This is a genomic window from Brevundimonas pondensis, from assembly GCF_017487345.1.
In the GTDB taxonomy this organism is placed as follows: domain Bacteria; phylum Pseudomonadota; class Alphaproteobacteria; order Caulobacterales; family Caulobacteraceae; genus Brevundimonas; species Brevundimonas pondensis.
The window spans coordinates 765,496-787,311 of sequence record NZ_CP062006.1 but is presented as its reverse complement, the minus strand read 5'-3'; the positions used below and the strand labels follow the sequence as shown (position 1 = coordinate 787,311).

The following is a 21,816-nucleotide window of genomic DNA, read 5'->3' as shown; positions in this document are numbered from 1 at the left end:
TGACGGACCTTCTCCGGGACAGTCAGATCGCTGGCGCGCTTCCAACAGGCCCGCGATGCCGCAGGGCGTCGACGATGATCTGGAAGGCCAGCAGGTTCTGGCGGCGGCTGGGATAATAGAGAAAATAACCTTCAAAGGGCGGTGACCAGTCGCCCAGCACCACCTCAAGCGCGCCCGAAGCGACAGCCGTTTCCACCATGCTGTCGGGCACATAGGCGATGCCGAAGCCGCTGACCGCCGCGTCGACCATGGCGTAGGAATTGTTGAAAGTCAGCTGGCCGCTCACGCGGACCCTCAGTTCCTTGCCGTCCTTTTCAAACTCCCAGGCGTAGAGGCCGCCTGAGGTTTCCTGGCGCGTGTTGATGCAGCGGTGTCCCACCAGGTCCTGCGGATGGCGGGGCCTTCCATGCGCGGCGAGGTAGTCGGGCGAGGCCACGGCCACGAGCCGCCAGTCCGGCCCGATACGAACCGCGATCATGTCCTTTTCCACGCTTTCCCCCAGACGGACGCCGGCGTCGTAGCCCTCCTCGACGATGTTGCGGAAAGTGTTGTCCAGCAGCAGTTCGACGCTGATGTCCGGATAGGCGGCCAGAACGGGCTTCAGCTTGGGCCAGACCACCGTTTCCAGGGCGTGATCGGACAGGGTCAGCCGGATCGAGCCTGAGGGCTTGTCGCGAAACGCCGTGAGGGCGGCGATCTCGGCCTCGATTTCGGTCATGCGTGGGGCGATAGTCTGCAGCAGACGTTCGCCCGCGACGGTCGTGGCGACGTTGCGCGTGGTCCGGGTCAGAAGACGGATGCCCATACGGGCCTCCAACTGCTTGATGGCATGGCTGAGCGTCGATTGCGCCACGCCCAGCCGCGCCGCCGCCTTGGTGAAGCTGCGCTCCTCGGCCACCGCCTGGAACCAGGTCAGTTGATTGAAGTCGGTCCGTTCCATGGCGCCTTCCCGTCGTGGAGCGACATATTATTCGATCTGATCGATTAGTTCATGCCAATTGAGCCGACTAATCGCTTTGTATCGCCGCCGTTAGAAGGCGGGCCATGACCCAAGCCACACTCTCTGCCGATACGACCATCCGTCCCGTCGCCGCCTGGGGCGCCGTCCTGTCCATGACCCTGTGCGTGGCCCTGCTGATCGCCTCGGAGTTCATGCCCATCAGCCTGCTGACGCCGATGGCGCAAGGCCTGGGCGCCACCGAGGGCCAGACCGGGCAAGCCATCTCGATCAGCGGCCTGTTCGCCATCGCCGCCAGCCTGCTGGTCACGACCTCGGCCGGACGGGTGAACCGCAAATGGGTTCTGGCCGCCATGACCGCCCTGATGCTGCTGTCGCTGGTGCTGGTTGCGGCGGCGCCCAGCTTCGACGTGCTGATGATCGGCCGCGCCCTGCTGGGCGTCTGCGTCGGCGGCTTCTGGGCCCTGGCCACCGCCGTCATCATGCGTCTGGTTCCCGAGGCCGAGGTGCCGCGCGCCCTGGCTCTGATGTTCGGCGGTCAGCCCATCGCTGCGGCCTTCGCTGCGCCCGCCGGCAGCTACCTCGGTGGTCTGCTGGGCTGGCGCGAAGTCTTCTGGGCGCTGACGCCGCTCGTGGCGCTGAACCTGATCTGGCACGTCGTGGCCCTGCCCTCGCTGCCCGCCCGTCAGCAGCAGGACTTCCGCGCCATGTTCAGCCTGCTGAAGCGCCCCTATTTCCTGATGGGTCTGATCGCCTCCATGCTGTCCTGGGGCTCGGCCTTCACCATGTTCACCTACCTGCGCCCCTTCCTGGAGCGGGTGACGGGGGTGAACGTGACCCTGCTGTCCATCCTGCTGCTGGCGCTGGGCTGCGCGGGCTTCGTCGGCACCTGGGCCTCGGGCCGCTTCGTCAAGGGCGAGGTCGCTCGCCTGCTGAAACTACCCGCCCTGGTGATGGGCTCCTGCCCCCTGGGTCTGCTGGTCCTCGGCGCCTCGCCGATCGCAGCGGGCCTGATCCTGATGCTGTGGGGCGCGATGAACACCGCCATGTCGGTGATCTGGATGACCTGGATGGCCCAGAACGCCGATGACGCGCCCGAGGCTGCCGGCAGCCTGATGGTCGCCGCGATCCAGGCCTCCATCCTTCTGGGCGCGGTGGTCGACGGCTGGCTGCTGGACGGCATTTCGATCCAGGCGACCTTCATCGGCAGCGCGATCCTGGCCGGGGCCGCCGTCATCCTGGTCGGTAACGGTCAGAAGCTTCTGAAACCCCAATAACCGACACGACCGAAGAGATGATCATGACCCGCTCTGACACCCGCTATCTGGCGCGCCGCGACCTGATGAAGCTGACCGGCGTCGGCGCCGTCGCCCTGACCGCCGGGATCGCCGCCCCCGCCAAGGCCCAGTTCAAGGATCCCCCGACCATGACCGCCGAGTGGGACAAGACCTTTCCCCAAAGCCCGAACGTCGATCACGAGAAGGTCACGTTCAGGAACCGCTATGGCCTGACCCTGGCGGGCGATCTCTACCTGCCCAAGACCCGCAAGGGTCCCCTGGCCGCACTGGTCGTAAGCGGGCCGTTCGGCGCGGTGAAGGAGCAATCCTCAGGCCTCTACGCCCAGACCATGGCCGAGCGCGGCTTCGCGACCCTGGCCTTCGACCCGTCCTTCACCGGCGAGAGCGGCGGCGAGCCCCGCAACCTCGCCTCGCCCGATATCAACACCGAGGACTTCAGCGCGGCGGTCGACTTCCTCGGCCTGCATCCGTCGGTTGATCGCGAGCGCATCGGCATGATCGGCATCTGCGGCTGGGGCGGCATGGCCCTGAACGCCGCCGCCGTGGACAAGCGCGTCAAGGCCGTCGTCGCCGTGACCATGTATGACATGACCCGCGTCATATCGCGGGGCTACAACGACAGCGTCACGCCGGAGCAGCGCACACAGACGCTGGAGCAACTCAGCCGCCAGCGCTGGGAAGACATGAAAAACGGCGCTCCGGCCTATGGCCCGGCTTCGCTTGTCCTCAAGGGCGGCGAACCGCAGTTCATGACGGACTACGCCGACTACTACATGACCCCGCGCGGCTATCATCCCCGCGCCGTCAACTCCGGCAACGCCTGGACGCAGACCAACCCGCTGTCCTTCATGAACATGCCGCTGCTGACCTACATCCAGGAGATCGCGCCGCGCCCGATCCTGCTGATCCACGGCGAGAAGGCTCATTCGCTCTACTTCAGCGAGACCGCCTATGCGGCGGCGGCCGAACCGAAGGAACTGATGATCATCCCGGGCGCCAGCCATGTCGATCTCTACGACCGCCTGGATGTCATCCCGTTCGACCGACTGGGCGATTTCTTCGGTCAGGCATTGTCCCAATGAAGACCGCCGCCGCCGCCCTGGCGCTCGCCGCACTCGCCCTACCCGTTCAGGCTCAGGAAGGAGCCCCGATCATGGACATCATGCGCAAGGCTGACCAGAAGACCACCGAGGGGTCGGCCGACTACTTCACCGGCCGCGTCACGATCACCGGACAGTTCCAGCGCGAGGCGCCGTCCCGCGTCAGCGGCGCCCTGGTGCGGTTCGAGCCCGGCGCCCGCACGGCCTGGCACACCCACCCGCTGGGCCAGACCCTGATCATCACCGAGGGCGTGGGCTGGACCCAGATCGAAGGCGGGCCGAAGCTGGAGTTCCATGCTGGCGACATCCTGTGGTGTCCCGCCGAGCACAGGCACTGGCACGGCGCGACACCGCATGAGGCCATGAGCCACATCGCCATTCAGGAAGGCCTGAACGGCACGCCCGTCACCTGGATGGAACATGTGACCGAGGCGGAATATCTTGCTCCCGCCCAGACCGATTGACCCCGCCATCCGCGACTCCGAGGAAAACACCATGACCGTCAAAGCCTATGGCGCGCACGCCGCCGACAAGCCGCTCGAGGCGCTCTACATCTTCCGTCGCGCGCCCGGCGACCACGATGTCCAGATCGAGATCGCCTATTGCGGCGTCTGCCATTCCGACCTGCACACGGTGCGCGGCGAATGGGCCGGCACCCTCTATCCTTGCGTGCCAGGCCACGAGATCGTCGGTCGCGTCTCGGCGGTCGGCGCCCACGTCAGCCGCTTCAAGGAAGGCGATCTGGTCGGCGTCGGCTGCATGGTCGACAGCTGCCAGGCCTGCGCCGCCTGCGACGAAGGCCTGGAGCAATACTGCGAAGGCACGGGCATGGTCGGAACCTACAACGGCCCCACGCCGGATGCCCCCGGCCACACCCTGGGCGGCTATTCACAACGCATCGTCGTCAACGACAAGTTCGTGGTGAAGGTCAGCCACCCCGAGGATCAGCTGGCCGCCGTCGCCCCTCTGCTGTGCGCCGGCATCACCACCTGGTCGCCGTTGCGGCACTGGAACGCCGGTCCTGGCAAGAAGGTCGGCGTCGTCGGCATCGGCGGCCTCGGCCACATGGGGGTCAAGCTCGCCCGCGCCCTGGGCGCCGAGGTCGTGGCCTTCACCACCTCGGAAAACAAGCGTGAAGACGCCAAGGCCCTGGGCGCCCATCAGGTGGTCGTTTCGCGCAACGCCGACGAGATGAAGGCGCACCGCGGCAGCTTCGACCTGATCATCAACACGGTCGCCGCCAGCCATGATCTGGACGCCTACACCAGCCTGCTGCGCCGCGACGGCTCCCTGGTTCTTGTCGGCGTGCCCGAACACAACCACCCCTCGCCCCAGTTCGCCTCGCTGATCTTCCGCCGCAAGTCCATCGCCGGTTCGATGATCGGCGGCATCGCCGAAACCCAGGAGATGCTCGACTTCTGCGCCGAGCACGGCATCGTCGCCGACATCGAGATGATCCCAATCCAGCAGATCGAGGACGCCTATGCCCGCATGACCAGGAGCGACGTGAAATACCGCTTCGTCATCGACAGCGCGAGCCTGGCGACGACCTGAGACCAGCTCGACACGCCCGCCAAACACCCGCCGCTGTCCCTGAACCCTGCCCCCGATGCGGCAGCGGCGGCTCTCCACCTGTGCGCTCGAAACAGCACAAGGCCCCGCGGCTATCGAGCTACGATCCGCTTCATCACCTCGCGACACTGGCGAAGTTCAAAGCTCGCGTCGCGCCGCGAACCCCAGCAGCAACCCGGCGACTTCCATTGCTTCGTTCAACGCTTCATCCGCTGCTTCCTGCGACGGCGCCAGCAAGAGATCATTGGACTGGCCCATCACCATGGCGAACAACTGCCGAGCCGCTCGATCGGGTGACCGGCAGCGAAAATCACCCGAGAAGACGCCACGTTCGATGATGCCGGCCATCATGGCGCGCCACTGGGCGTTCACCTGAAGATAGGTCTGCGCCAGTTCGGGATCGTGCAAAGCCTCGTCCCAGGCGTCGAGCCAGAGCGCCCAACTTCCATTGGCTGACAGCGGCAGGCAGTCTTTCAGATAGCGCTCAAGAGCCTCCAGCGGGGGGGTGTCGTCCAGCCCTGCTGATATCTCCGCCAGTTGGTCGCGCGTGAAGGCGTAGAAGGCCTCTCGCCGAAGCTGCTCCCAGTCGTTGAAGTAGTGGTAGATGTGGCTTCGGGAAAGGCCGGCATGGTCCGCCAGATCGCGGGTCGAGACCGACGCGAACCCCCTTTGCCGAAACAGATCGATAGCCGCCGTAATGATCGCAGCCTTTCGGTTGGCGTTCGCCATCAACTCACCTCGCACGCGCCAGACGACGCAAGAGATCGCGCCTTGCATTTTGAGCGATCGCTCAAGTATATTGAGCACTCGCTCAATTACAGCAATCCCATCGCCGCCTCAATGACCGCCCACTGCTCCACGCACGCCGCTCCGCTTTCACAGATCGGACGGCAATCGGCTGCGAAAACCCTCAAGGGCATTGCTCGAGCCTATGCAGGGAAGCTGAGCCTCACCCTGTCGCTGGTGGCGGCGGAGAACATCCTTCTTCTGGCATACCCGCTGTTCGCCGGCTTCGCCGTGAACGCCATCCTGCGTGGTGATACGACAAAGGCTGTCTGGTACGCCGGGGTCGTACTGTCGTTCTGGCTGGTGGGCGCTCTGCGGCGCTCGGTCGACACGCGCACCTTCACGCGCATCTATGCGGACCTGGCCGTCGGCGTGGTGGTCAACGAGCGCCTTCAAGGCCAGAGCACCTCTGCTTCTGCCGCCCGGGCGGTGCTGGCCCGCGAGTTCATCGACTTTTTCGAAAAGCACCTCCCGATCATGGCGACGGCAATCGCTTCCCTGTTCGGGGCTGCGATCATGCTCGTCATCATCGAGCCATGGATCGGCGTAGCCAGTCTTGTCGTGCTCATGCTCTGCCTCGGCTGGCTGCCAAGGTTCGCGCGCCGAAACCAGACCCTCCACGAACGCCTCAATGACAGGTTGGAGCTGGAAATCGGCCTGGTCCAGCGCGCTGGCCCGCGAACGCTCCTGCGCCACTATACGGTCCTGTCCAAGCTTCGGATCTGGCTGTCGGACCGAGAAGCCTCGGCCTATCTCTTCAATGGCGTCGTGGCGGCGGTTCTCTTCGGCCTGGCCATAACGCTCATGGCCTCGACGCCGTCCATCGAAGCCGGTCACGTCTATGCGGTGATGACCTATCTGTGGACCTTCGTCAGCAGCCTCGATGAGGCGCCTGTGATGGTCGACCAGATGGCCCGCCTTGGCGACATCGGAAAACGGGTCGACCCCGGTCTCGAAGGAGAGGCGGACTGAACGCTCGTTCATCAGCTCAACCGCCGCCTTGCGACGGAGCGTCCCCGGCAAGACGTCGTGTGCCCACCGTTCGAGATCGGACACTGAGCGAGAAGGCGGACCGTTGACGCAACTGCTCGACGGCCTCGACGCTTCAACCCTGGTCCAGTTGGACGTCACGCAAGACGCCCAACTGGTCCTTCACATGCCGACGCCGGTCAGGGCCGCCGGTTCGTTCCAATAACCACAGGAGACAGACCATGCCCTTCGTGACCACCTCCGACGGCGTCGACATCTTCTACAAGGACTGGGGGCCCAAGGAGGCTCAGCCGATCCATTTCCACCACGGCTGGCCGCTGTCGGCGGACGACTGGGACAACCAGATGCTCTTCTTCCTCAAGCAGGGCTATCGCGTCGTCGCCCACGATCGACGCGGGCATGGGCGTTCGGAACAGGTCGGCGACGGGCACGACATGGATCATTACGCCGCCGACGCTTCGGCTGTCGCCGAGCATCTGGACCTGAAGAACGCCGTCCATGTCGGCCACTCGACCGGCGGCGGACAGGTGGCGCGCTACGTCGCCCGGTTCGGCCAGCCCCAGGGCCGCGTCGCCAAGGCCGTGCTGGTCAGCGCCGTGCCGCCGCTGATGGTCAAGACCGAGAACAATCCTGACGGCACGCCGATCGAGGTGTTCGACGGCTTCCGCGCGGCCCTGGCCGCCAACCGGACGCAGTTCTTCATCGACGTGCCCGCCGGCCCCTTCTACGGCTACAATCGACCCGGCGCAGACGTATCGCAGGGCGTGATCGACAACTGGTGGCGCCAGGGCATGATGGGCAGCGCCAAGGCCCACTACGAAGGCATCAAGGCCTTCTCGGAAACCGATCAGACCGAAGACCTGAGGGCGATCACCGTGCCAACCCTCGTTCTGCAAGGCGATGACGATCAGGTCGTGCCCTACAAGACCGCCGCCCTGATGCAGGACAAGCTGCTGCAGAACAGCAAGCTGATCATCTATCCCGGCTTCTCGCACGGCATGCTGACAGTGAACGCCGACGTGGTGAACGCGGACATCCTGGCCTTCATCAAGAAATGAGGGACGACGCCCACATGATCGCTCCAGACGCGGGCGCGGCCGTGCTGGACCGGCAAAGGCGCGCCTTCCTTCGGGACGGCGCGCCGAGCCGCCAGGTCCGCAAGGATCGCCTTCGGCGTCTCCGCGCCGCCGTCCTGGCGCATCGCGCCGAGATCAGCGCGGCCGTCAGCGCCGACTTCGGCCATCGGTCGCGGCATGAAACCGAGTTGATGGAACTGGTTCCCGCCATCCAGGCCATCGACTACCTGATCCGCAATCTGCGTCGGTTCATGAGGCCGGAGCGGCGCCATGTCGGGATCACCTATCGGACGGGGCGGGCCTATGTCGCCTATCAACCCAAGGGCGTGGTTGGCGTGATGGCACCCTGGAACTATCCGGTCTCCCTGACCCTCGTGCCGCTGGCGACGGCGCTGGCCGCCGGCAATCGCGTGCTTCTCAAGCCTTCGGAACTCACGCCGCGCACGAGCGAGGTGCTGCAAGGGCTGCTAGCCGAGGCCTTTTCGGACGAAGAGGTCGCCGTGGTCCTCGGCGGAGCGGACGTCGGGGCGGGCTTCAGCGCCTTGCCGTTCGACCATCTGCTGTTCACCGGCAGCACGGCGGTCGGCCGCAAGGTCATGGCGGCGGCGGCGCAGAATCTCGTGCCGGTCACCCTCGAACTCGGCGGCAAGAGCCCGGCGATTATCGCGCCGGGCCACGTCAACGACCGCACCCTGTCCAGCCTCGTTTTCGGCAAGCTGTCCAATGCCGGTCAGACCTGCGTCGCGCCGGACTACGCCCTGGTGCATCAGGACGATCTGCAGGCCTTCATCGAGGCCTATGGTGCTGCCGTCGAACGCGCCTATCCGGCCGGGCCGACCAGCCCCGACTACAGCACCATCATCAACGACCGGCACTTCGCGCGGCTGCGCGGGCTGTTGGATGACGCCCGCGCGAAGGGCGCCCAGGTGCTGGAGGTCGGCGCCCATCCGCAAGGCGCCGCCGCCCGCGAGCGCACCCTCACTCCCACCCTCGTGATCGACGCCCATGACGAGATGACGGTCATGCAGGAAGAGATCTTCGGCCCCATCCTGCCGGTGCGGACCTATCGGACGATCGACGAGGTCGTCGCCTATGTGAACGCCAATCCCCGCCCCCTTGCGCTCTACTGGTTCGGTGATGAGGACGCGGATTGCGTCAGCCTGCTCAGCCGGACGACCTCGGGCAATGTCGGCTTGAACAACACCCTGATGCACGTCGCACAGGACGATCTGCCCTTCGGCGGCGTCGGCCCCAGCGGCATGGGCGCCTATCATGGGATCGAAGGCTTCCGCTCCATGAGCCATGCCAAGGGCGTCTTCGTCCAGGGACGCTGGAACGCCGCCAGCCTCGTACGTGCGCCGTTCGGACGATTGGCGGATCGCGTGCTGAACGTGATGCTTCGCCGCTGAGGTTCGAGATGCGGATGCGCCAGCAACGGTCATTGGGGAAGAACCCCGTGGCTGAGGATCAGACGCGCATCAGGCCCATCTGGATCACGTCCGTGCGACCAGACCGGAAGCCGGCCTCGCAATAGGCGAGGTAGAAGCGCCAGAGGCGACGGAAGCGGTCATCGAAGCTCGCTTCTATCATGACGATCTCGCCCCAGGCGCTTTCAAAGCGTCGGGCCCATTCGGCCAGGGTCTCGGCGTAGTCTCCGCCGAAACGCACGATCCCCGCCTCGGCCAGGCCCGCGCCGGCGATCTCGGGCGCCATCCGTGCTTCGGACGGCAGGCAGCCTCCGGGGAAGACGTACTTCTGGATGAAGTCGGTGCGCGCGTCATATTCGTCGAACAGTTCATCCTGGATGGTGATGACCTGCAGGCCTGCACGCCCCCCGGGCTTCAGGGCGTCGTGAAGCTTCCGGAAATAGACGGGCCAGTATTCGCGCCCCACCGCCTCGAACATCTCGATCGAGGCGACGCGGTCGAAACGGCCCTCCACGTCGCGATAGTCGATCAGCCGGATGTCGGCGCGCTCGGCCAGCCCCGCCTCGAACAGGCGACGACGGGCGTAGTCATGCTGTTCACGCGAAATGGTGACGCCGGTGACCACGGCCCCCGTCTCGCGCGCGGCGAACTCGGCGAATCCGCCCCAGCCGCAGCCGATCTCCAGCACGCTATGACCCGGCTGAAGGTCCATCATCCGCGCCAGAGAGGCGTATTTGGCGCGCTGGGCGTCCTGCAACGACTGTCCCGGCCCCTCGTAACGCGCCGAGGAATAGGTCATCGAAGGGTCCAGCCAGGCGCCATAGAAGGCGTTGCCCAGGTCATAGTGGGCGTGGATGTTGCGGCGCGATCCGCGGCGGCTGTTGCGGTTCAGCCGATGCCCGATCCCGTTGACCAGTTTCATCAGCGGGTTGCCGTCGAACAGGCGGCGGATCTGGTCGTAGTTGTTGACCAGGGTCTCCAGCAGGACCGCCAGATCGGGCGTGTCCCACTCGCCGGCCATATAGCCTTCCGCGAAGCCGATATCCCCGTTCTTCAACACACGGACGGCGAAGCGAGAATCCCGGATGGTCAGGACGGCGGCATGGCCGGCCGTCTGGCCCGTGAGTTGATGGCGCGCACCATCCGGCATGACCAGGGTCAGCCGCCCCCAGGCCCAGTTGGCCGACAGAAGCCGCAGCAGCAGGCCCATGACCGGAGAGGCCTTCCGCACGTTGTTCGTCGCATCACAATAGGTGGTGGTCATGGGGTCCGTCGGCCTTGTTCTGGGCGGCGCAGGATCAACGCGCGAAGCGGCTCTCACGAGCCCGGCGCTGGATGGTGACAGGTTCCGAAGCCGGCGGCGGCCGACGGGTCAGGCGGACACCCTTGAGCCAGAGCTTCAACGCCTCCCAGTGGATGGCGGCCGTGACCTTCAGGGTCATCAGGGGCAGGGCCAGCGCTGCCGAGCAGAGCGTCCGGTCCTGGAGTGTTCGTCGCTCGCCAGACATGACGGCGGTGATCAGAAGTCCCTCGGCGTCCAGCCCGTCGATGGTCATGTCCAGCCGGGCGCCCGGCGCATGACCGCGAAAGGCGTAGTCCATCTCCATCCCCATGAAGGGCGAGACATAGAGGGCCTTGGCCGCGCCCTGTCGGATCAGACCCGCCGCCTGATCCTCATCGGGCGCCGGGATGACATAGGCGTGGCGCTGGCCAAAGGTGCTGGTCACCTCATAGACCATGGCCCCGAGCCGACCGTCGCCGTGATGGCAGTAGTAGAGGCTGATCGGGTTGAAGACGTACCCGAACACCCGCGGCATGGTCAGCAAGCGTACCGGTCCATCGCCGATCTCGATCCCTGCACGAGCGAGAAGAGCCTCAATCTGCGGTCGCAGCGGCGCCCCGGAGCCGTCGCCGTGATCCCGGTCATGAAAGGACAGGAGATTGAACCGATTGCGCGAGAACAGGCGCAGCCTCTGGTCCAGTCCATCGATCTCGGCCAGGTCCAGCAACAACCAGAAGACGCGGTAGTTCAACCGATGCGCCCTGGGGCGGAGCCGCCGATGCATGACGCCGCCGCGGTAGAGGGCCGAGGCCTGGGTCACGCCGCCGCCTCCATGGCCCGGACGGAAGCCGGCGTGAGATGGATGCGGCCGCTTTCATTCTCGACCGACCAGGGACGCCGCACGCCGCCCAGTTGCTCCGCCACGGCCAGGCCCGACTGCAGGCCGTCCTCGTGGAAACCCGCGCCGAAATGAGCCCCGCAGAACCAGACCCCGCCCTGTCCCTGCAGACTCCACAGCTGTTTCTGGGCCTGGATGGCGGCGGGGTTGAAGACGGGGTGCTCATAAAGCTCGCTGCGCAGCAAGGTATCGGGACGCGGCGGGCGCGGCGGGTTAAGAGTGACGAACAGGTCCTGGCCCGGCAGACCCTGAAGCCTGTTCATCCAGTAGGTGACGCACAGGCCGTCCTCAGCGCCGATATAGTTCCAGCTGGACCAGGCCCGGCGGCGTTGCGGCATCAGGCCGGCGTCGGTGTGAAGGACCGTCAGGTTGCAGCTGTAACGAAAGGCGCCCAGCACCTCCTTTTCCCCGGCGGTCGGATCGGCCAGCATGGCCAGGGCCTGATCGGCATGGGCGCCGATGACCACATGGTCGAAGCGCTCGACTCCGCCTCGGCTGTCATGAACCATGACGCCCTGCTCGACCCGGCGCACAGCGGTCACGCCCCGGTTCAACCGCACATCGCCGATCTCGCGCGCCAGACGCTCGACATAGACACGACTACCGCCCTCCACCGTCCTCCACAGCGGCCGTCCCACCAACTTGAGCAGGCCATGGTTGCTGCAGAAGCGGATGAAGGCCTCAGCGGGATAGTTCATCAGGGTGTGGGCGGGCGAGGACCAGATCGCCGCCGCCATCGGCAGCAGGTGATCGTCGCGGAAGGCCTCGCTGAACCCCTGGCGCTTCAGATAGCCGCCCAGCGTCAGATCGGGATCGGACAGGCCGATGAGGTCGGTCGGGGCCTCCCTATAGAAGCGCAGGATCTCGCTCAGCATGGACCAGAAGCGCGGCCGCAGGACATTGCGGCGCTGGGCGAACAGACCGGGCGCCGCATATTCGAAACGCCCATCGTCCAGTGACACGGCGAAGGACATGTCTGTCGCGCGGGTCTCGACGCCCAGGTGCGTGAACAGGGCGATCAGATTGGGATAGGTGGCGTCGTTGAAGCAGATGAAGCCAGTGTCCACCGCCATCTCACCGGTCGCGGTCCCGGCGCGCACCGTGTGGGAATGGCCTCCGAGGCGATCCGCCTTCTCGTAGAGCGTCACCACGTGCCGTTGAGAAAGAAGCCAGGCCGACGACAGGGCTGCGACGCCCGAGCCGACCACGGCGATCTTCAACGGGCGATCGAAGGAATGTGGCATGGCGGCTCCGGAACACGCCTGCCGGGGCTTTGCAGGCTGACCTGATTACGCAGCCAGATCCCGATCGGATTGCGAATGATCCAGACTTTTTCCCGAAGCGTATTAGGCTCCATGCATGTCGAGGCCGCCTCATTCGCATCTTCAGCCAGGACCTTGCGCCGCATGAGCGCCGACGGCTCCGCGCCGGACGCCTTTGCGCACGACCGCCTGATCGAGGCGGTGGCCTTGCGACGTGATCGCCAGGCCTTCGCCGAGCTGTTCAGCTATTACGCGCCCCGCCTGAAGGCCTGGCTCATCAAAGCGGGAGCCACCGCGGCCGCGGCCGAGGACTTCGCCCAGGACACCATGCTGACGGTCTGGCGCAAGGCCGATCTGTTCGACGCCAGGAAGGCCCGGGCCGCGACGTGGATCTTCACCATCGCCCGCAACCGCCGGCTCGACATGCTGCGCCGTGACGCCCGTCCCCTGCCGACGCCGGAGATCGATCTGGCCGACCCCGAGGTGCGGCAACCAGACGACATCCTGTCCGCTTCACAAGACGCCGAACGCATTCGCGACGCCTTGTCGCGCCTGAAACCTGATCAGGTCGAGGTGCTGCGCCTCGCCTTCTTCATGGACAGTCCCCATTCCGAAATCGCCCGGCGGCTCGACCTGCCTCTGGGCACAGTCAAGTCCCGTATCCGGAACGCCATGATCAAGCTCCGCCTCATCCTCGAACCATCCGGGGAGGCGTTCCGATGAACCCGAACGGGAACCCATCCGAAGAGCGGCTGCTCGCCTATGCGGCCGGAACCCTCAGTCCGCCCGAAGCCGTAGTCGTCGCCGCCCATCTGGCCCTGCGCCCGGCCAACGACGCCTGGGTCCGCCGGCTTCAGGCGGTCGGCGGCGAATTCCTTGAAGAAGCCTCCCCCGTCGCCCTGTCCGCCGACGCGCTGTCCAGAGCCATGACCCTCATCGAGACCGACGCCGGAGAGGTGAAGGCCCCCTCTCCGCTCAATGACATGCCCGACCTGCCCGAGCCGCTGAGGCGATACGCTCTCGGGCCCTGGCGCTGGATCGGCCCGGGCATTCGGGCGCGAGACGTCCACGCCCCTCGCGACGGCGCCTGCCGGGTCATCCTGCTGAAGATCGATCCCGGCCGCGAGACGCCGCGTCACACCCACGGCGGGATCGAACTGACCTGCGTCCTGTCCGGCGCCTACGCCACCGAGACCGAACGGTTCGATGTCGGCGATCTGGAAGAAGCCGATCATGAGGTCCTGCACCAGCCTCGGGTCGTGTCGGCCATCCCCTGTCTCTGCGTCGTCGCCCTGGACGGCGAGATTCAGCTCGACGGCTGGCTGGGGCGGCTGATGCAGCCCTTCGTGCGGCTGTGATCCCCCTGCTGCCGCTCTGGGGTGCGGCGGCGCTCTTTCTCGTCGCTGTCATGAGCGCGGCCTGGCTGGTTCAGCGCCGCACCGGACAGGGTGGCTGGGCCGACGTTTTCTGGTCCTTCGGACTAGGCCTGGCCGGCGTCGGCGTCGCCCTGTTCCCGTTGGACGGATCGCCGCCCTCCGCGCGGCAATGGCTGGCCGCCGTTCTGATCGGATTGTGGGGTCTGAGGCTGGGTCTTCACATCGCCCGCCGGGCCGCCCGCGAAACCGAGGACGCGCGCTACGCTCGGCTTCGTATCGAATGGGGCCCAGGCTTCCAGTCGAAGATGTTCGGCTTCCTTATGCTTCAGGCCGGAGCCGCCGCCTTCCTGTCGCTCAGCGTGCTGGCGGCGGCGCGCAATCCCACGCCGGGACTGGGGTTTCAGGACGGCGCCGCCGCCCTGCTCTTCATATCGGCCCTGATCGGAGAAACCGTCGCCGATCGTCAGCTCGCCGCCTACAAGGCCGACCCCGCCCATCGGGGCGGCGTCTGCGATGTCGGCCTCTGGGCCTGGTCAAGGCATCCCAACTACTTCTTCGAATGGCTGGGGTGGTGCGCCTGGCCGATCTTCGCTATCGACCTCCGCGGTTCCTGGCCCTTGGGCTGGCTGGCCCTGACCGGTCCCGCCTACATCTATTGGCTGCTGACCGCGGTATCGGGCGTCCCCCTGCTGGAGGCCCACATGCGCCGGTCGCGCCCCGAGGCATTCGCGGCCTACGCCCGGCGCACCAGTCGCTTCTTTCCCCGTCCCCCGAAGCGCTAGGCCGCGCGAAGCAGGCGTATGGCGAGGGCGCAGGCGATCGACGACGACCCCGCGCTGACGCAGACGCCCCAGGCCATATCGATCAGCGACAGCTTCAGGCTCCAGGTCTTGAGCGTGGCCAGATTGGTCAGGTCATAGGTTCCGTAGGCGAAGAGGCCGAACAACCCGCCCCATAACAGCGCCTTCTTCCAACCGCCTTCGGCAAGACCCGGCAGGACGGCGAAGATCGTAATACCCGCGGCGTAGAGGGCGTAAAAGGCGACGGCGGGCGCCAACCGGAAGTTCTCCGCCAGCATGGACCCGATCAGCGGACGGTAGAGTCGGTCTCCCATGGCGCCCAGCCAGGCCGTGTCAATCACGGCGAAAACGACCAGGGTGAGAAGATAGGCGATGGCTATGTTCATGGCGCAGTCCCGTCAGCTTGCGGACAGATACGCCCACATGGCCCTGGTGGATTGGTCTCAGGACGGAAGCCACGCAATCATGTGCGGGGTCAAAGGAGCAGGCTGAACACGGCGGCTTCTCTCACAGAGCGCTCTTCCGCCTTCGCGACCTGCGCGATCCGGACCACCTGCCCGCGCTCGACCCGACCTGCCCGTCCAGCCAACCCGTCATGGGCTTAGGCCTGTACGCGCGGCAAGACGATCTGGAATATCGCTCCGGTCGCCGACGTCACCAACTCTAGATCGGCGCGGTTTGCCCGCAGCAGCGAACGCGCGATCGACAGGCCCAGACCAGCGCCGCCCTCGCTGCGACGGGTCGTAAAGAACGGCTCAAAGATCCGCTCGACGTCACCTGCGGCCACGCCCGGCCCATTATCCGTCACGAACAAGCGCACCTGGTCGGCCTCAATACGGGTTGTGATCACCACCTCGCTCGCCCCCACCTGGCGGCTGTTCTCCAGCAGGATGGTCAGGGCCATCTCGAGGCTGGCCCCAGGCACGGCGACCTGGGGCAGGTCGGCGGGCAGATCGACTGTGATCGCCAGATCGCCCTTCAGGGCGTCGGCGACGCGGGCCGCGACGGGCTGGAGGGCGACCGCCGCGCCCGCCTCAGGGCGCGCCATGTCGGCGCGCACCAGGTCCAGCAAACGCGTGACCAGATCGGAAAGCCGCCGCGCATCGGAATCGATGTTGCCGAGGAAACGACTGCGTTGCTCCGCTTCCATGTCGTCGCCGTGGTCCTGCAGGAGTTCGACAGCGCCCTGGATACCCGCCAACGGCGTCTTGAACTCATGACTGACAGCGGCGGCGAAGTCGCGCAGATAGCGGGAACGGCGGTCCACGGCCTCGGCCATCCGGCCGAAGTCTTCGTAGAGGTCGCGGATCTCGACGGCCGCTGTCGCGGGCGGCGGCGGCACCTTCCCCCCGCCGTTGGTGACGTCGCGGGCGACCCGACGCAGGGCCTCGATCGGGCGGGCGATGCCGCGCGAAACCACGACCGCCAGAACACTGAGCAAGCCAAGAACGGCGACAATTCCGAACAGGATCTTGCCGCGGTCCTGATAGACGCCCTTGAACAGGGCGCGCGGCGACCGCGAGGTCAGGATAACGCCCTCGACCCGACCGTTCACCACCACAGGCCGGGCGTGATGGATGCGCAGTCCCGAGGCGCGGCTGAGCCATTCCATCTGATATCGCGGCTGGTAGGCCGCGTTGCGGCGCAGGACCGTTGAAGGCGAACCGGACAGGGCCGCCTTGACCTCCGGCAGATCGCGCCAGGTTCCGCCTCGGCCCAGGCCGCGCACCACGACGCCGTTGCGATCCATCAGGACGATGGAGGCCAGGGTGGTTCGACTGGTCTCGTCCAGGATCGGCGTCAGGATCGCTGCAGCGGCCAGGGCCTCGGGGTCCGGCGGCGTCGATGCGACACGCGCCGGTGGGCGCGGCGCTAGTATGGGATCAGAGCGCAGGTCGATGGCCGCCGGCTCTGGTCGAAAATAGTCCGGCGCCGCCCGCTGGGCCTCGGTCGGGGTGATGACGCGCGCACCGGGCCACAGGGTTTCGGCCGCCGCCGACAGGGCCGCCGTCTGGGCGATCAGTTCCGCCTCGGTCTGGCGGACCAGTGTGTTTTCGTAGACCCGCAGAAAAATGGCCCCGGCGCCTGGCAGGACAGCTGCGAAAAACAGGACCGACAGCAGGATGGTGCGCAGACGCAAGGCGGGCCAATGCGCTCGTACGAAGGCCCGCGCCTGTTGGACGGCGCCGCCGATCACGCCGCCTGACCGCGACAGGGCCCCATCTGATACCCGACCCCCGCACGAGTCTCGATGACGTCAGAGGCGCCGAAGGCCGCGAACTTGGCCCTCAGATTGCGCACGTGGCTGTCGATGGTCCGGTCGGTCAGGGCGAAACCCGGTCCATGGATGCGGTCGATGATGGCGTCGCGCGTGAAGACCATCTGGGGGGTCGCCGCCAGAGCCTTCAGGATTCCGAACTCGGTGATGGTCAGCGCCACCTCCCGATCATCCCAACGCGAACGCCAGCCATCCGTGTCCAGCGACAGACGGCCGATCCGCACCGCGCCCGGCGGCGGGGGCGGCGGCGACAGGTTCACCCGGCGCAGGATGGCGGCGACGCGGGCCACCACTTCTCGCGGGCTGAACGGTTTGACCACGTAGTCGTCAGCGCCCAGCTCGATCCCCAGAATACGGTCGATCTCGTCGTCGCGCGACGACAGGAACAGGACCGGAAGCTGCCCTTGCGCGCGGATACGTCGGCAGACCTCGATCCCGTCCATGCGCGGCATGTTGATGTCCAAGATGACCAGGTCCGGGACCCGCTCTGCGATGGCGGCCAGCGCCGCCTCGCCGTCCCCGGCCTCGCGCGTGGCCAGCCCCGCCTTGCCGAGAGCGAAGGTCAGGAGGTCGCGGATATGCGGGTCGTCGTCGACGACCAGGACTGTGCGCTGCATGATCGCCATGTTCAGGCTCCGGCTTCAGAGGTCAACGGGGGAGCGACAGGCGCCGGCGCGATCGTGGGGACGGCCACGGCCGCTGGCATGATCCATCCGTCGCAGTCACGCCGCCCCGGAACCGGCGTCGTCAGCGGCTGAGACGCAGCCAGCCGCGCCACGCGCTCCAGCCTTCGTGCATCCCGCCAGCGCCACGCCCGCCAGTCGGCCTGATGCGCTTGCATCGTCGCCATCTGGCGGGCGCGGACTGCGGCGACACGATCCTTTAACACCGGGTCCGCCGCGCGCTGCTCCAGTTCAACAAGGGAAACCAGGGCCGCGCCGTTCAGGCTGTCGAGGTAGCAGAGGTCGAGTTGCGCCCCCTGGCCGTCGATCTCACGCGCATGGCGCACGTTCCAGGACGCCGCCACCGCCCCCAGGTCGACGGCGCTGACGATCGTCAGCACCAGCAATGCGGCGACAACGTTGGCGTTAATCAGCCAGTCGGCGCTCTTGTTCGTCAGCAGACGCCAGCAGATCAGGGCCAGACCGACGCCGACCAGCACCATCCAGATCATGGCCGCGATGCGGAACCGGGTCAGGGAATAGACCTCGATATAGTCCGCCGTGCGCAGCAGGCTGGAGGCCACCAGCAGCAGGTTCTGCCCGACCCAAAGCATGACCAGCCCGCGAACCAGAGGACGCGCCGCCGTCTCCGACCCCGGCCTCAGGAAGACCAGGACGAACAGGCCCGCCAACAGGGCCGTGACGATCAGCGGATAGGCGCCGCGATGGGCGTATTCGGCCAGGCTCACACCCTCGGGCAGAGGCGCGCCGCTCCACAGGAAGGCCAGGTCCAGGCCGTTCTGCACGGCGAACAGCAGGTTGAACACCACCAACGACAGGGTGACCGAGGCCGCCGCGCCGCCAGGGACGGCGCGTCCCTGCAACGACGGCAGTGCGATCAGTCGACGCCGCCAGCGCGGGCGAAGAACACCCCAGATCGCGATCAGCGTCGCCAGCCAGAAGGTGACGCGCGCCACCGTATCCCCGGTCAGCGGCGGCAACCGCAGCCGGCTCAGGAGCTCGCCGATCAAGGGATTGGCGCTGGCGAACAGGCCCAGGAACACCGCCCCGCCCACAACCGGAAGCAGCAGCAGGCGGACCGCCCCCGACAGTTTCAGCGTGCGCCCGCGCTTCCGGCTGTTCCGGTTCAGGCGAAACAGGTCGATCCACGGCCCAGCCACGGCCACGACGGCGTAAACGACCAGCCTCTGGGCCCAGCGCCAGGCCTCTTCGCCATCCCGGACCCGCACCGACTGCACCGCGATCATCAGGGCGAGGCCGAACAGCACCCAGGCCAGAAGGCCCGGCCGGTCGATCATCACCATGGCCAGAGCCGCCGCCGCGCCCGCTGCGGCCAGCCCCCGCCGGTCCCTGACCCAGCCCTTCCGAAACAGGGCCGAAGCCGCCAGCCACACCAGGGCGAAGAAACCCAGGGTCGCGCCGGGCCGATGCATGAAGAACAGGGCGTCAGCTGCAGCGACAAGCGGCAACCCTATGGCGACCTTCAGCCAGAAAGAGGATCGAAGGGATGAGATGGACACGGGCGGACGGCGCCTCCTTTTCAGAGACGCCCTTGTCGCCACGCGGCATCAAGCCGCGATGATTGGACGGTCGAGCTTCACAGCAGAAGCCATGCAGAACCTGTGCAGACAGAGGGGCCGGGAACCGCACCGCCAAATCGCAAACAAACTAGACCCGAGTTGCACCACCCTTGATGGTGGCAGGGCGCATGGTGCAGCTGAGGGGGCGAGTTTGAGGTTTGTTTTGGGGGGCGTGAACGGCCTCTATCTCCGTGAAATCCTGGAGAATGCAGGCGACCGGGTCGAACGCGTGGACGCAGCTGTCGCCTCCCCGCCTCGAAATGGCCGGACCAGCAAGTCCTTGCGTTCACTGAGTTACGATATCCGAGTTCACGTCGGGGACTGACGACCGGTTAGTGAACCGTCCGTCTCCCAGTTCCTTGCAGGCAGTCGGTGTATTGACGACCTCAGATTGGTGTATTAGTTCACCGATACACCAATCGGACATCCCGCATTGAGCTTCTCTATCAACCCATCGGACAGTCGCCCCATCTACGTCCAGATCATGGACGAGGTCCGGCGCGGCATGGCCGCCGGCGCGCTCGTCAGCGGCGATCCCCTGCCTTCCGTCCGCCAGTTGGCCGCCAGCCTGAAGGTCAACCCCAACACGGTGGCCCAGGCCTATCGCGAACTGGAGCGGGAGGGCCTGGCCTATGTCCAGCGCGGACAGGGAACCTTCGTCGGCTCCGCGCGCCAGATCGACGACGACCGTACCGCCCTGGCCCATGAACTGGCGCAACGGTCGCTGGTCGAGGCCGCGCGCCTGGGCCTGAACACGGAACAGTTCATTCAGGCGATCCGCTCGGTCGACTCCTCGAAAGCCCCGCTCAAATGACCACGCCCTCCCCTTCCATCGACGAAGCCAGCCTCGCCGTCGCGACCCACGCCCTGTCCAAGCTCTATGGGCGATCCACCGCCTTGGAGGCTGTCGACCTCCGGGTTCCCGAAGGCGCCGTCTATATGCTGGCGGGCGAGAACGGGGCCGGGAAGTCCACCCTGTTGCGCCTTCTCCTGAATCTGGAACAGCCGACGAGCGGCCGGGCCGAGGTCACGGGTCTGGCGACGGACCGGCACGGCGCGCGCGTCCGCGCCCGCGTCGGCTATGTGCCCGAAGGCTTCGGCATGGGGCCGCGCTGGATGACGGTGGAGCGCTGGCTCGCCGAACGCACCGTCTATTACCCGGCCTGGGACGCCGGGTACGCCGACGCCCTGTGTCGTCGTCTGGACATCGACGTCTCTCGGCGGATCGGCCAGTTGTCCAAGGGACAGACGCGGCGCGCGCAGATCGTGGCCGCCCTGGCGCACCGCCCGCCCCTGCTGCTGCTGGACGAGCCCAGCGACGGTCTGGACCCGGCGGCGCGCGACACGGTGCTGGAGCTAGTCTCTGATCATCTGTCCCAGACCGGCTGCACCATCCTGGTCTCCACTCACCTGATCTATGAACTGGACGCCCTGGTCGATCAGGTCGGGGTCCTGTCCCACGGTCGCCTGACGACACAAGCGCCCCGCGACGCCTTGCGGGACACCGTGAAGGCCTATCGCATCCGCGCACCCGAGGGATGGGAGACCGCGCCCGACATTTCCAATGTCCTGCATCGCAGCCGGTTCGGCCGCGAGCACAGCTGGGTCATCCGCGGCGACGAGACAGAGGTCGCCGCACGCATCGCCGCATCCGGCGGCGAGGTTCGGGATATCGCCTCCCTCACCCTCCACGACGCCGTCGTCCATCTGATGCGCCAGGGAGCGGCGTCATGAATTCCAGCCTTCAGCACGAGCCGCCGCGCGCGGCCGCCGTCTTTCAACTGCAGCTCAGGAAGATGGGCCGGATCCTGCGCCCCGAGCTGATCGGCCTGGCCCTGATCCTCAGCCCCACGGCGATCATGGCCCTGGGCCTGCTGATGCAGCGCGACGCGGCCCTGGACTACCCCACTGAGCTGAACTTCCTGCTGCCGGCCGCCGCCTTCCTTCTGCCCTTCAGGCTCTGGAGCAAGGAGCGGCTGTTCGATCGCGGCGACTTCCTGTTCATGCCCGTCGAGCGCCGCAAGCACATCCTGATCAGGGTTTGCGCCGGCGCGGTCTGGGCCCTGGGTCTGGCGGCGGCCGTCGTTATCCTCTTCAACCTTCTGGCGCTGGCGGCGGGTTCACCGACCATCGGGGCGGCCTGGCGGTGGCTGGTTCCGCTGGGGTCCGTGGCGACGGCCTACCTGCTGGGCAGCGCCCTGGTTCTGGCCCTGCGTCATCCGCTGCGCTGGAGCCTCGGCCTGGTCCTGGCTTTCGCCCTGCTCTCGGCCTTCGACCTCAGCGCCCCTCTGGAGCCCTCGATCCAGGTCATCCTCCACGGCGATCTGGGGCTGGAGCGCGTTTTGAGCGGCGGCGCGTCGAGCATGAACTGGGCCGTCGCCCTGCTGTTCTGGTTCGGGTTGAGCCTGACCGCTGTCGCCCTGGTCTCCCTGCGTCACAGGGAGGGCTGA

At 66.7% G+C, this 21,816-nt stretch carries 23 protein-coding genes; 13 read left to right on the top strand and 10 right to left on the bottom strand.

Annotated elements, in window-relative coordinates; genetic code table 11:
* Positions 1-22: 22 nt before the first annotated feature.
* Positions 23-940, bottom strand: coding sequence for a LysR family transcriptional regulator (locus tag IFE19_RS04175; RefSeq protein ID WP_207825949.1), 918 nt, complete (start codon positions 938-940; stop codon positions 23-25).
* Positions 941-1,044: 104 nt separating this feature from the next.
* Here IFE19_RS04175 and IFE19_RS04170 point away from each other — a divergent pair, with 104 nt between their 5' ends.
* The 4 genes from IFE19_RS04170 to IFE19_RS04155 are packed head-to-tail and all read left to right on the top strand — an operon-like array spanning position 1,045 to position 4,910.
* On the top strand, positions 1,045-2,235 hold the full coding sequence (locus tag IFE19_RS04170; protein WP_207825947.1) for an MFS transporter: 1,191 nt from the start codon (positions 1,045-1,047) through the stop codon (positions 2,233-2,235).
* A 23-nt stretch (positions 2,236-2,258) separates the two neighbouring features.
* Positions 2,259-3,338, top strand: a complete 1,080-nt coding sequence (locus IFE19_RS04165; protein ID WP_225910394.1) for an alpha/beta hydrolase — start codon at positions 2,259-2,261, stop codon at positions 3,336-3,338.
* Positions 3,335-3,820 (top strand): (R)-mandelonitrile lyase, encoded by a 486-nt coding sequence (locus tag IFE19_RS04160; protein ID WP_225910393.1) that lies wholly within the window; start codon positions 3,335-3,337, stop codon positions 3,818-3,820. Before IFE19_RS04165 ends, IFE19_RS04160 begins: the two co-directional genes overlap by 4 nt.
* A gap of 31 nt (positions 3,821-3,851) precedes the next feature.
* Positions 3,852-4,910 carry an NAD(P)-dependent alcohol dehydrogenase gene (locus tag IFE19_RS04155; RefSeq protein WP_207825943.1) on the top strand — a complete coding sequence of 353 codons (1,059 nt, stop codon included), beginning with the start codon at positions 3,852-3,854 and terminating at the stop codon, positions 4,908-4,910.
* Positions 4,911-5,066: 156 nt separating this feature from the next.
* On the opposite strand, the gene IFE19_RS04150 is transcribed toward IFE19_RS04155, so the two are convergent.
* Positions 5,067-5,657: a TetR/AcrR family transcriptional regulator gene (locus tag IFE19_RS04150; protein ID WP_207825942.1), complete on the bottom strand. Its 591-nt coding sequence runs from the start codon at positions 5,655-5,657 to the stop codon at positions 5,067-5,069.
* Between the two features lie 42 nt (positions 5,658-5,699).
* Here IFE19_RS04150 and IFE19_RS04145 point away from each other — a divergent pair, with 42 nt between their 5' ends.
* From IFE19_RS04145 to IFE19_RS04135, 3 genes are all read left to right on the top strand, one after another.
* Positions 5,700-6,686, top strand: a complete 987-nt coding sequence (locus tag IFE19_RS04145; protein WP_207825941.1) for an ABC transporter six-transmembrane domain-containing protein — start codon at positions 5,700-5,702, stop codon at positions 6,684-6,686.
* A gap of 239 nt (positions 6,687-6,925) precedes the next feature.
* Positions 6,926-7,762 (top strand): alpha/beta fold hydrolase, encoded by an 837-nt coding sequence (locus tag IFE19_RS04140; protein ID WP_207825940.1) that lies wholly within the window; start codon positions 6,926-6,928, stop codon positions 7,760-7,762.
* Positions 7,763-7,776: 14 nt separating this feature from the next.
* Positions 7,777-9,189, top strand: coding sequence for a coniferyl aldehyde dehydrogenase (locus IFE19_RS04135; RefSeq protein ID WP_225910392.1), 1,413 nt, complete (start codon positions 7,777-7,779; stop codon positions 9,187-9,189).
* Between the two features lie 58 nt (positions 9,190-9,247).
* Here the strand turns inward: IFE19_RS04135 and IFE19_RS04130 are convergent, their stop codons facing one another.
* The 4 genes from IFE19_RS04130 to IFE19_RS04115 are packed head-to-tail and all read right to left on the bottom strand — an operon-like array spanning position 9,248 to position 12,795.
* Complete coding sequence (locus tag IFE19_RS04130) at positions 9,248-10,471, bottom strand: SAM-dependent methyltransferase (protein WP_207825938.1); 1,224 nt, start codon at positions 10,469-10,471, stop codon at positions 9,248-9,250.
* A 34-nt stretch (positions 10,472-10,505) separates the two neighbouring features.
* Positions 10,506-11,309 carry a DUF1365 domain-containing protein gene (locus IFE19_RS04125; protein ID WP_207825937.1) on the bottom strand — a complete coding sequence of 268 codons (804 nt, stop codon included), beginning with the start codon at positions 11,307-11,309 and terminating at the stop codon, positions 10,506-10,508.
* Positions 11,306-12,631, bottom strand: coding sequence for an NAD(P)/FAD-dependent oxidoreductase (locus tag IFE19_RS04120; protein WP_207825936.1), 1,326 nt, complete (start codon positions 12,629-12,631; stop codon positions 11,306-11,308). The genes IFE19_RS04125 and IFE19_RS04120 overlap by 4 nt, the downstream gene beginning before the upstream one ends.
* Positions 12,604-12,795, bottom strand: coding sequence for a hypothetical protein (locus IFE19_RS04115; protein WP_207827735.1), 192 nt, complete (start codon positions 12,793-12,795; stop codon positions 12,604-12,606). Before IFE19_RS04115 ends, IFE19_RS04120 begins: the two co-directional genes overlap by 28 nt.
* Here IFE19_RS04115 and IFE19_RS04110 point away from each other — a divergent pair.
* From IFE19_RS04110 to IFE19_RS04100, 3 genes are read left to right on the top strand one after another with little or no spacing between them, the layout of a single operon-like run.
* A complete protein-coding gene (locus tag IFE19_RS04110; RefSeq protein WP_225910391.1) occupies positions 12,794-13,372 on the top strand; it encodes a sigma-70 family RNA polymerase sigma factor in 579 nt (192 codons plus the stop codon). The genes IFE19_RS04115 and IFE19_RS04110 overlap by 2 nt on opposite strands.
* Entirely contained in the window at positions 13,369-14,007 is a 639-nt protein-coding gene (chrR, locus tag IFE19_RS04105) for a cadmium/peroxide/UV radiation responsive anti-sigma factor ChrR (protein WP_207825933.1), read from the top strand. Before IFE19_RS04110 ends, chrR begins: the two co-directional genes overlap by 4 nt.
* The gene (locus IFE19_RS04100; RefSeq protein WP_225910390.1) at positions 14,004-14,807 is read left to right on the top strand and encodes a DUF1295 domain-containing protein; all 804 of its coding nucleotides are present in this window, start codon (positions 14,004-14,006) and stop codon (positions 14,805-14,807) included. Before chrR ends, IFE19_RS04100 begins: the two co-directional genes overlap by 4 nt.
* Here the strand turns inward: IFE19_RS04100 and IFE19_RS04095 are convergent.
* From IFE19_RS04095 to IFE19_RS04080, 4 genes are all read right to left on the bottom strand, one after another.
* Positions 14,804-15,211, bottom strand: a complete 408-nt coding sequence (locus IFE19_RS04095; protein ID WP_207825930.1) for a DUF2177 family protein — start codon at positions 15,209-15,211, stop codon at positions 14,804-14,806. The two genes, IFE19_RS04100 and IFE19_RS04095, sit on opposite strands and share 4 nt — an antisense overlap.
* Before the next feature lie 215 nt (positions 15,212-15,426).
* Positions 15,427-17,022, bottom strand: coding sequence for a sensor histidine kinase (locus IFE19_RS04090; RefSeq protein WP_225910389.1), 1,596 nt, complete (start codon positions 17,020-17,022; stop codon positions 15,427-15,429).
* Positions 17,019-17,729 (bottom strand): response regulator transcription factor, encoded by a 711-nt coding sequence (locus tag IFE19_RS04085; RefSeq protein WP_207825929.1) that lies wholly within the window; start codon positions 17,727-17,729, stop codon positions 17,019-17,021. The genes IFE19_RS04090 and IFE19_RS04085 overlap by 4 nt, the downstream gene beginning before the upstream one ends.
* A gap of 2 nt (positions 17,730-17,731) precedes the next feature.
* Positions 17,732-19,306, bottom strand: a complete 1,575-nt coding sequence (locus IFE19_RS04080) for a DUF4153 domain-containing protein (protein ID WP_207825927.1) — start codon at positions 19,304-19,306, stop codon at positions 17,732-17,734.
* 493 nt (positions 19,307-19,799) lie between these two features.
* On the opposite strand from IFE19_RS04080, the gene IFE19_RS04075 reads away from it, so the two are divergent.
* The 3 genes from IFE19_RS04075 to IFE19_RS04065 are packed head-to-tail and all read left to right on the top strand — an operon-like array spanning position 19,800 to position 21,816.
* The gene (locus IFE19_RS04075) at positions 19,800-20,180 is read left to right on the top strand and encodes a GntR family transcriptional regulator (RefSeq protein WP_207825926.1); all 381 of its coding nucleotides are present in this window, start codon (positions 19,800-19,802) and stop codon (positions 20,178-20,180) included.
* The gene (locus IFE19_RS04070) at positions 20,177-21,100 is read left to right on the top strand and encodes an ABC transporter ATP-binding protein (protein ID WP_207825925.1); all 924 of its coding nucleotides are present in this window, start codon (positions 20,177-20,179) and stop codon (positions 21,098-21,100) included. Before IFE19_RS04075 ends, IFE19_RS04070 begins: the two co-directional genes overlap by 4 nt.
* Positions 21,097-21,816 (top strand): hypothetical protein, encoded by a 720-nt coding sequence (locus IFE19_RS04065; protein WP_207825923.1) that lies wholly within the window; start codon positions 21,097-21,099, stop codon positions 21,814-21,816. The genes IFE19_RS04070 and IFE19_RS04065 overlap by 4 nt, the downstream gene beginning before the upstream one ends.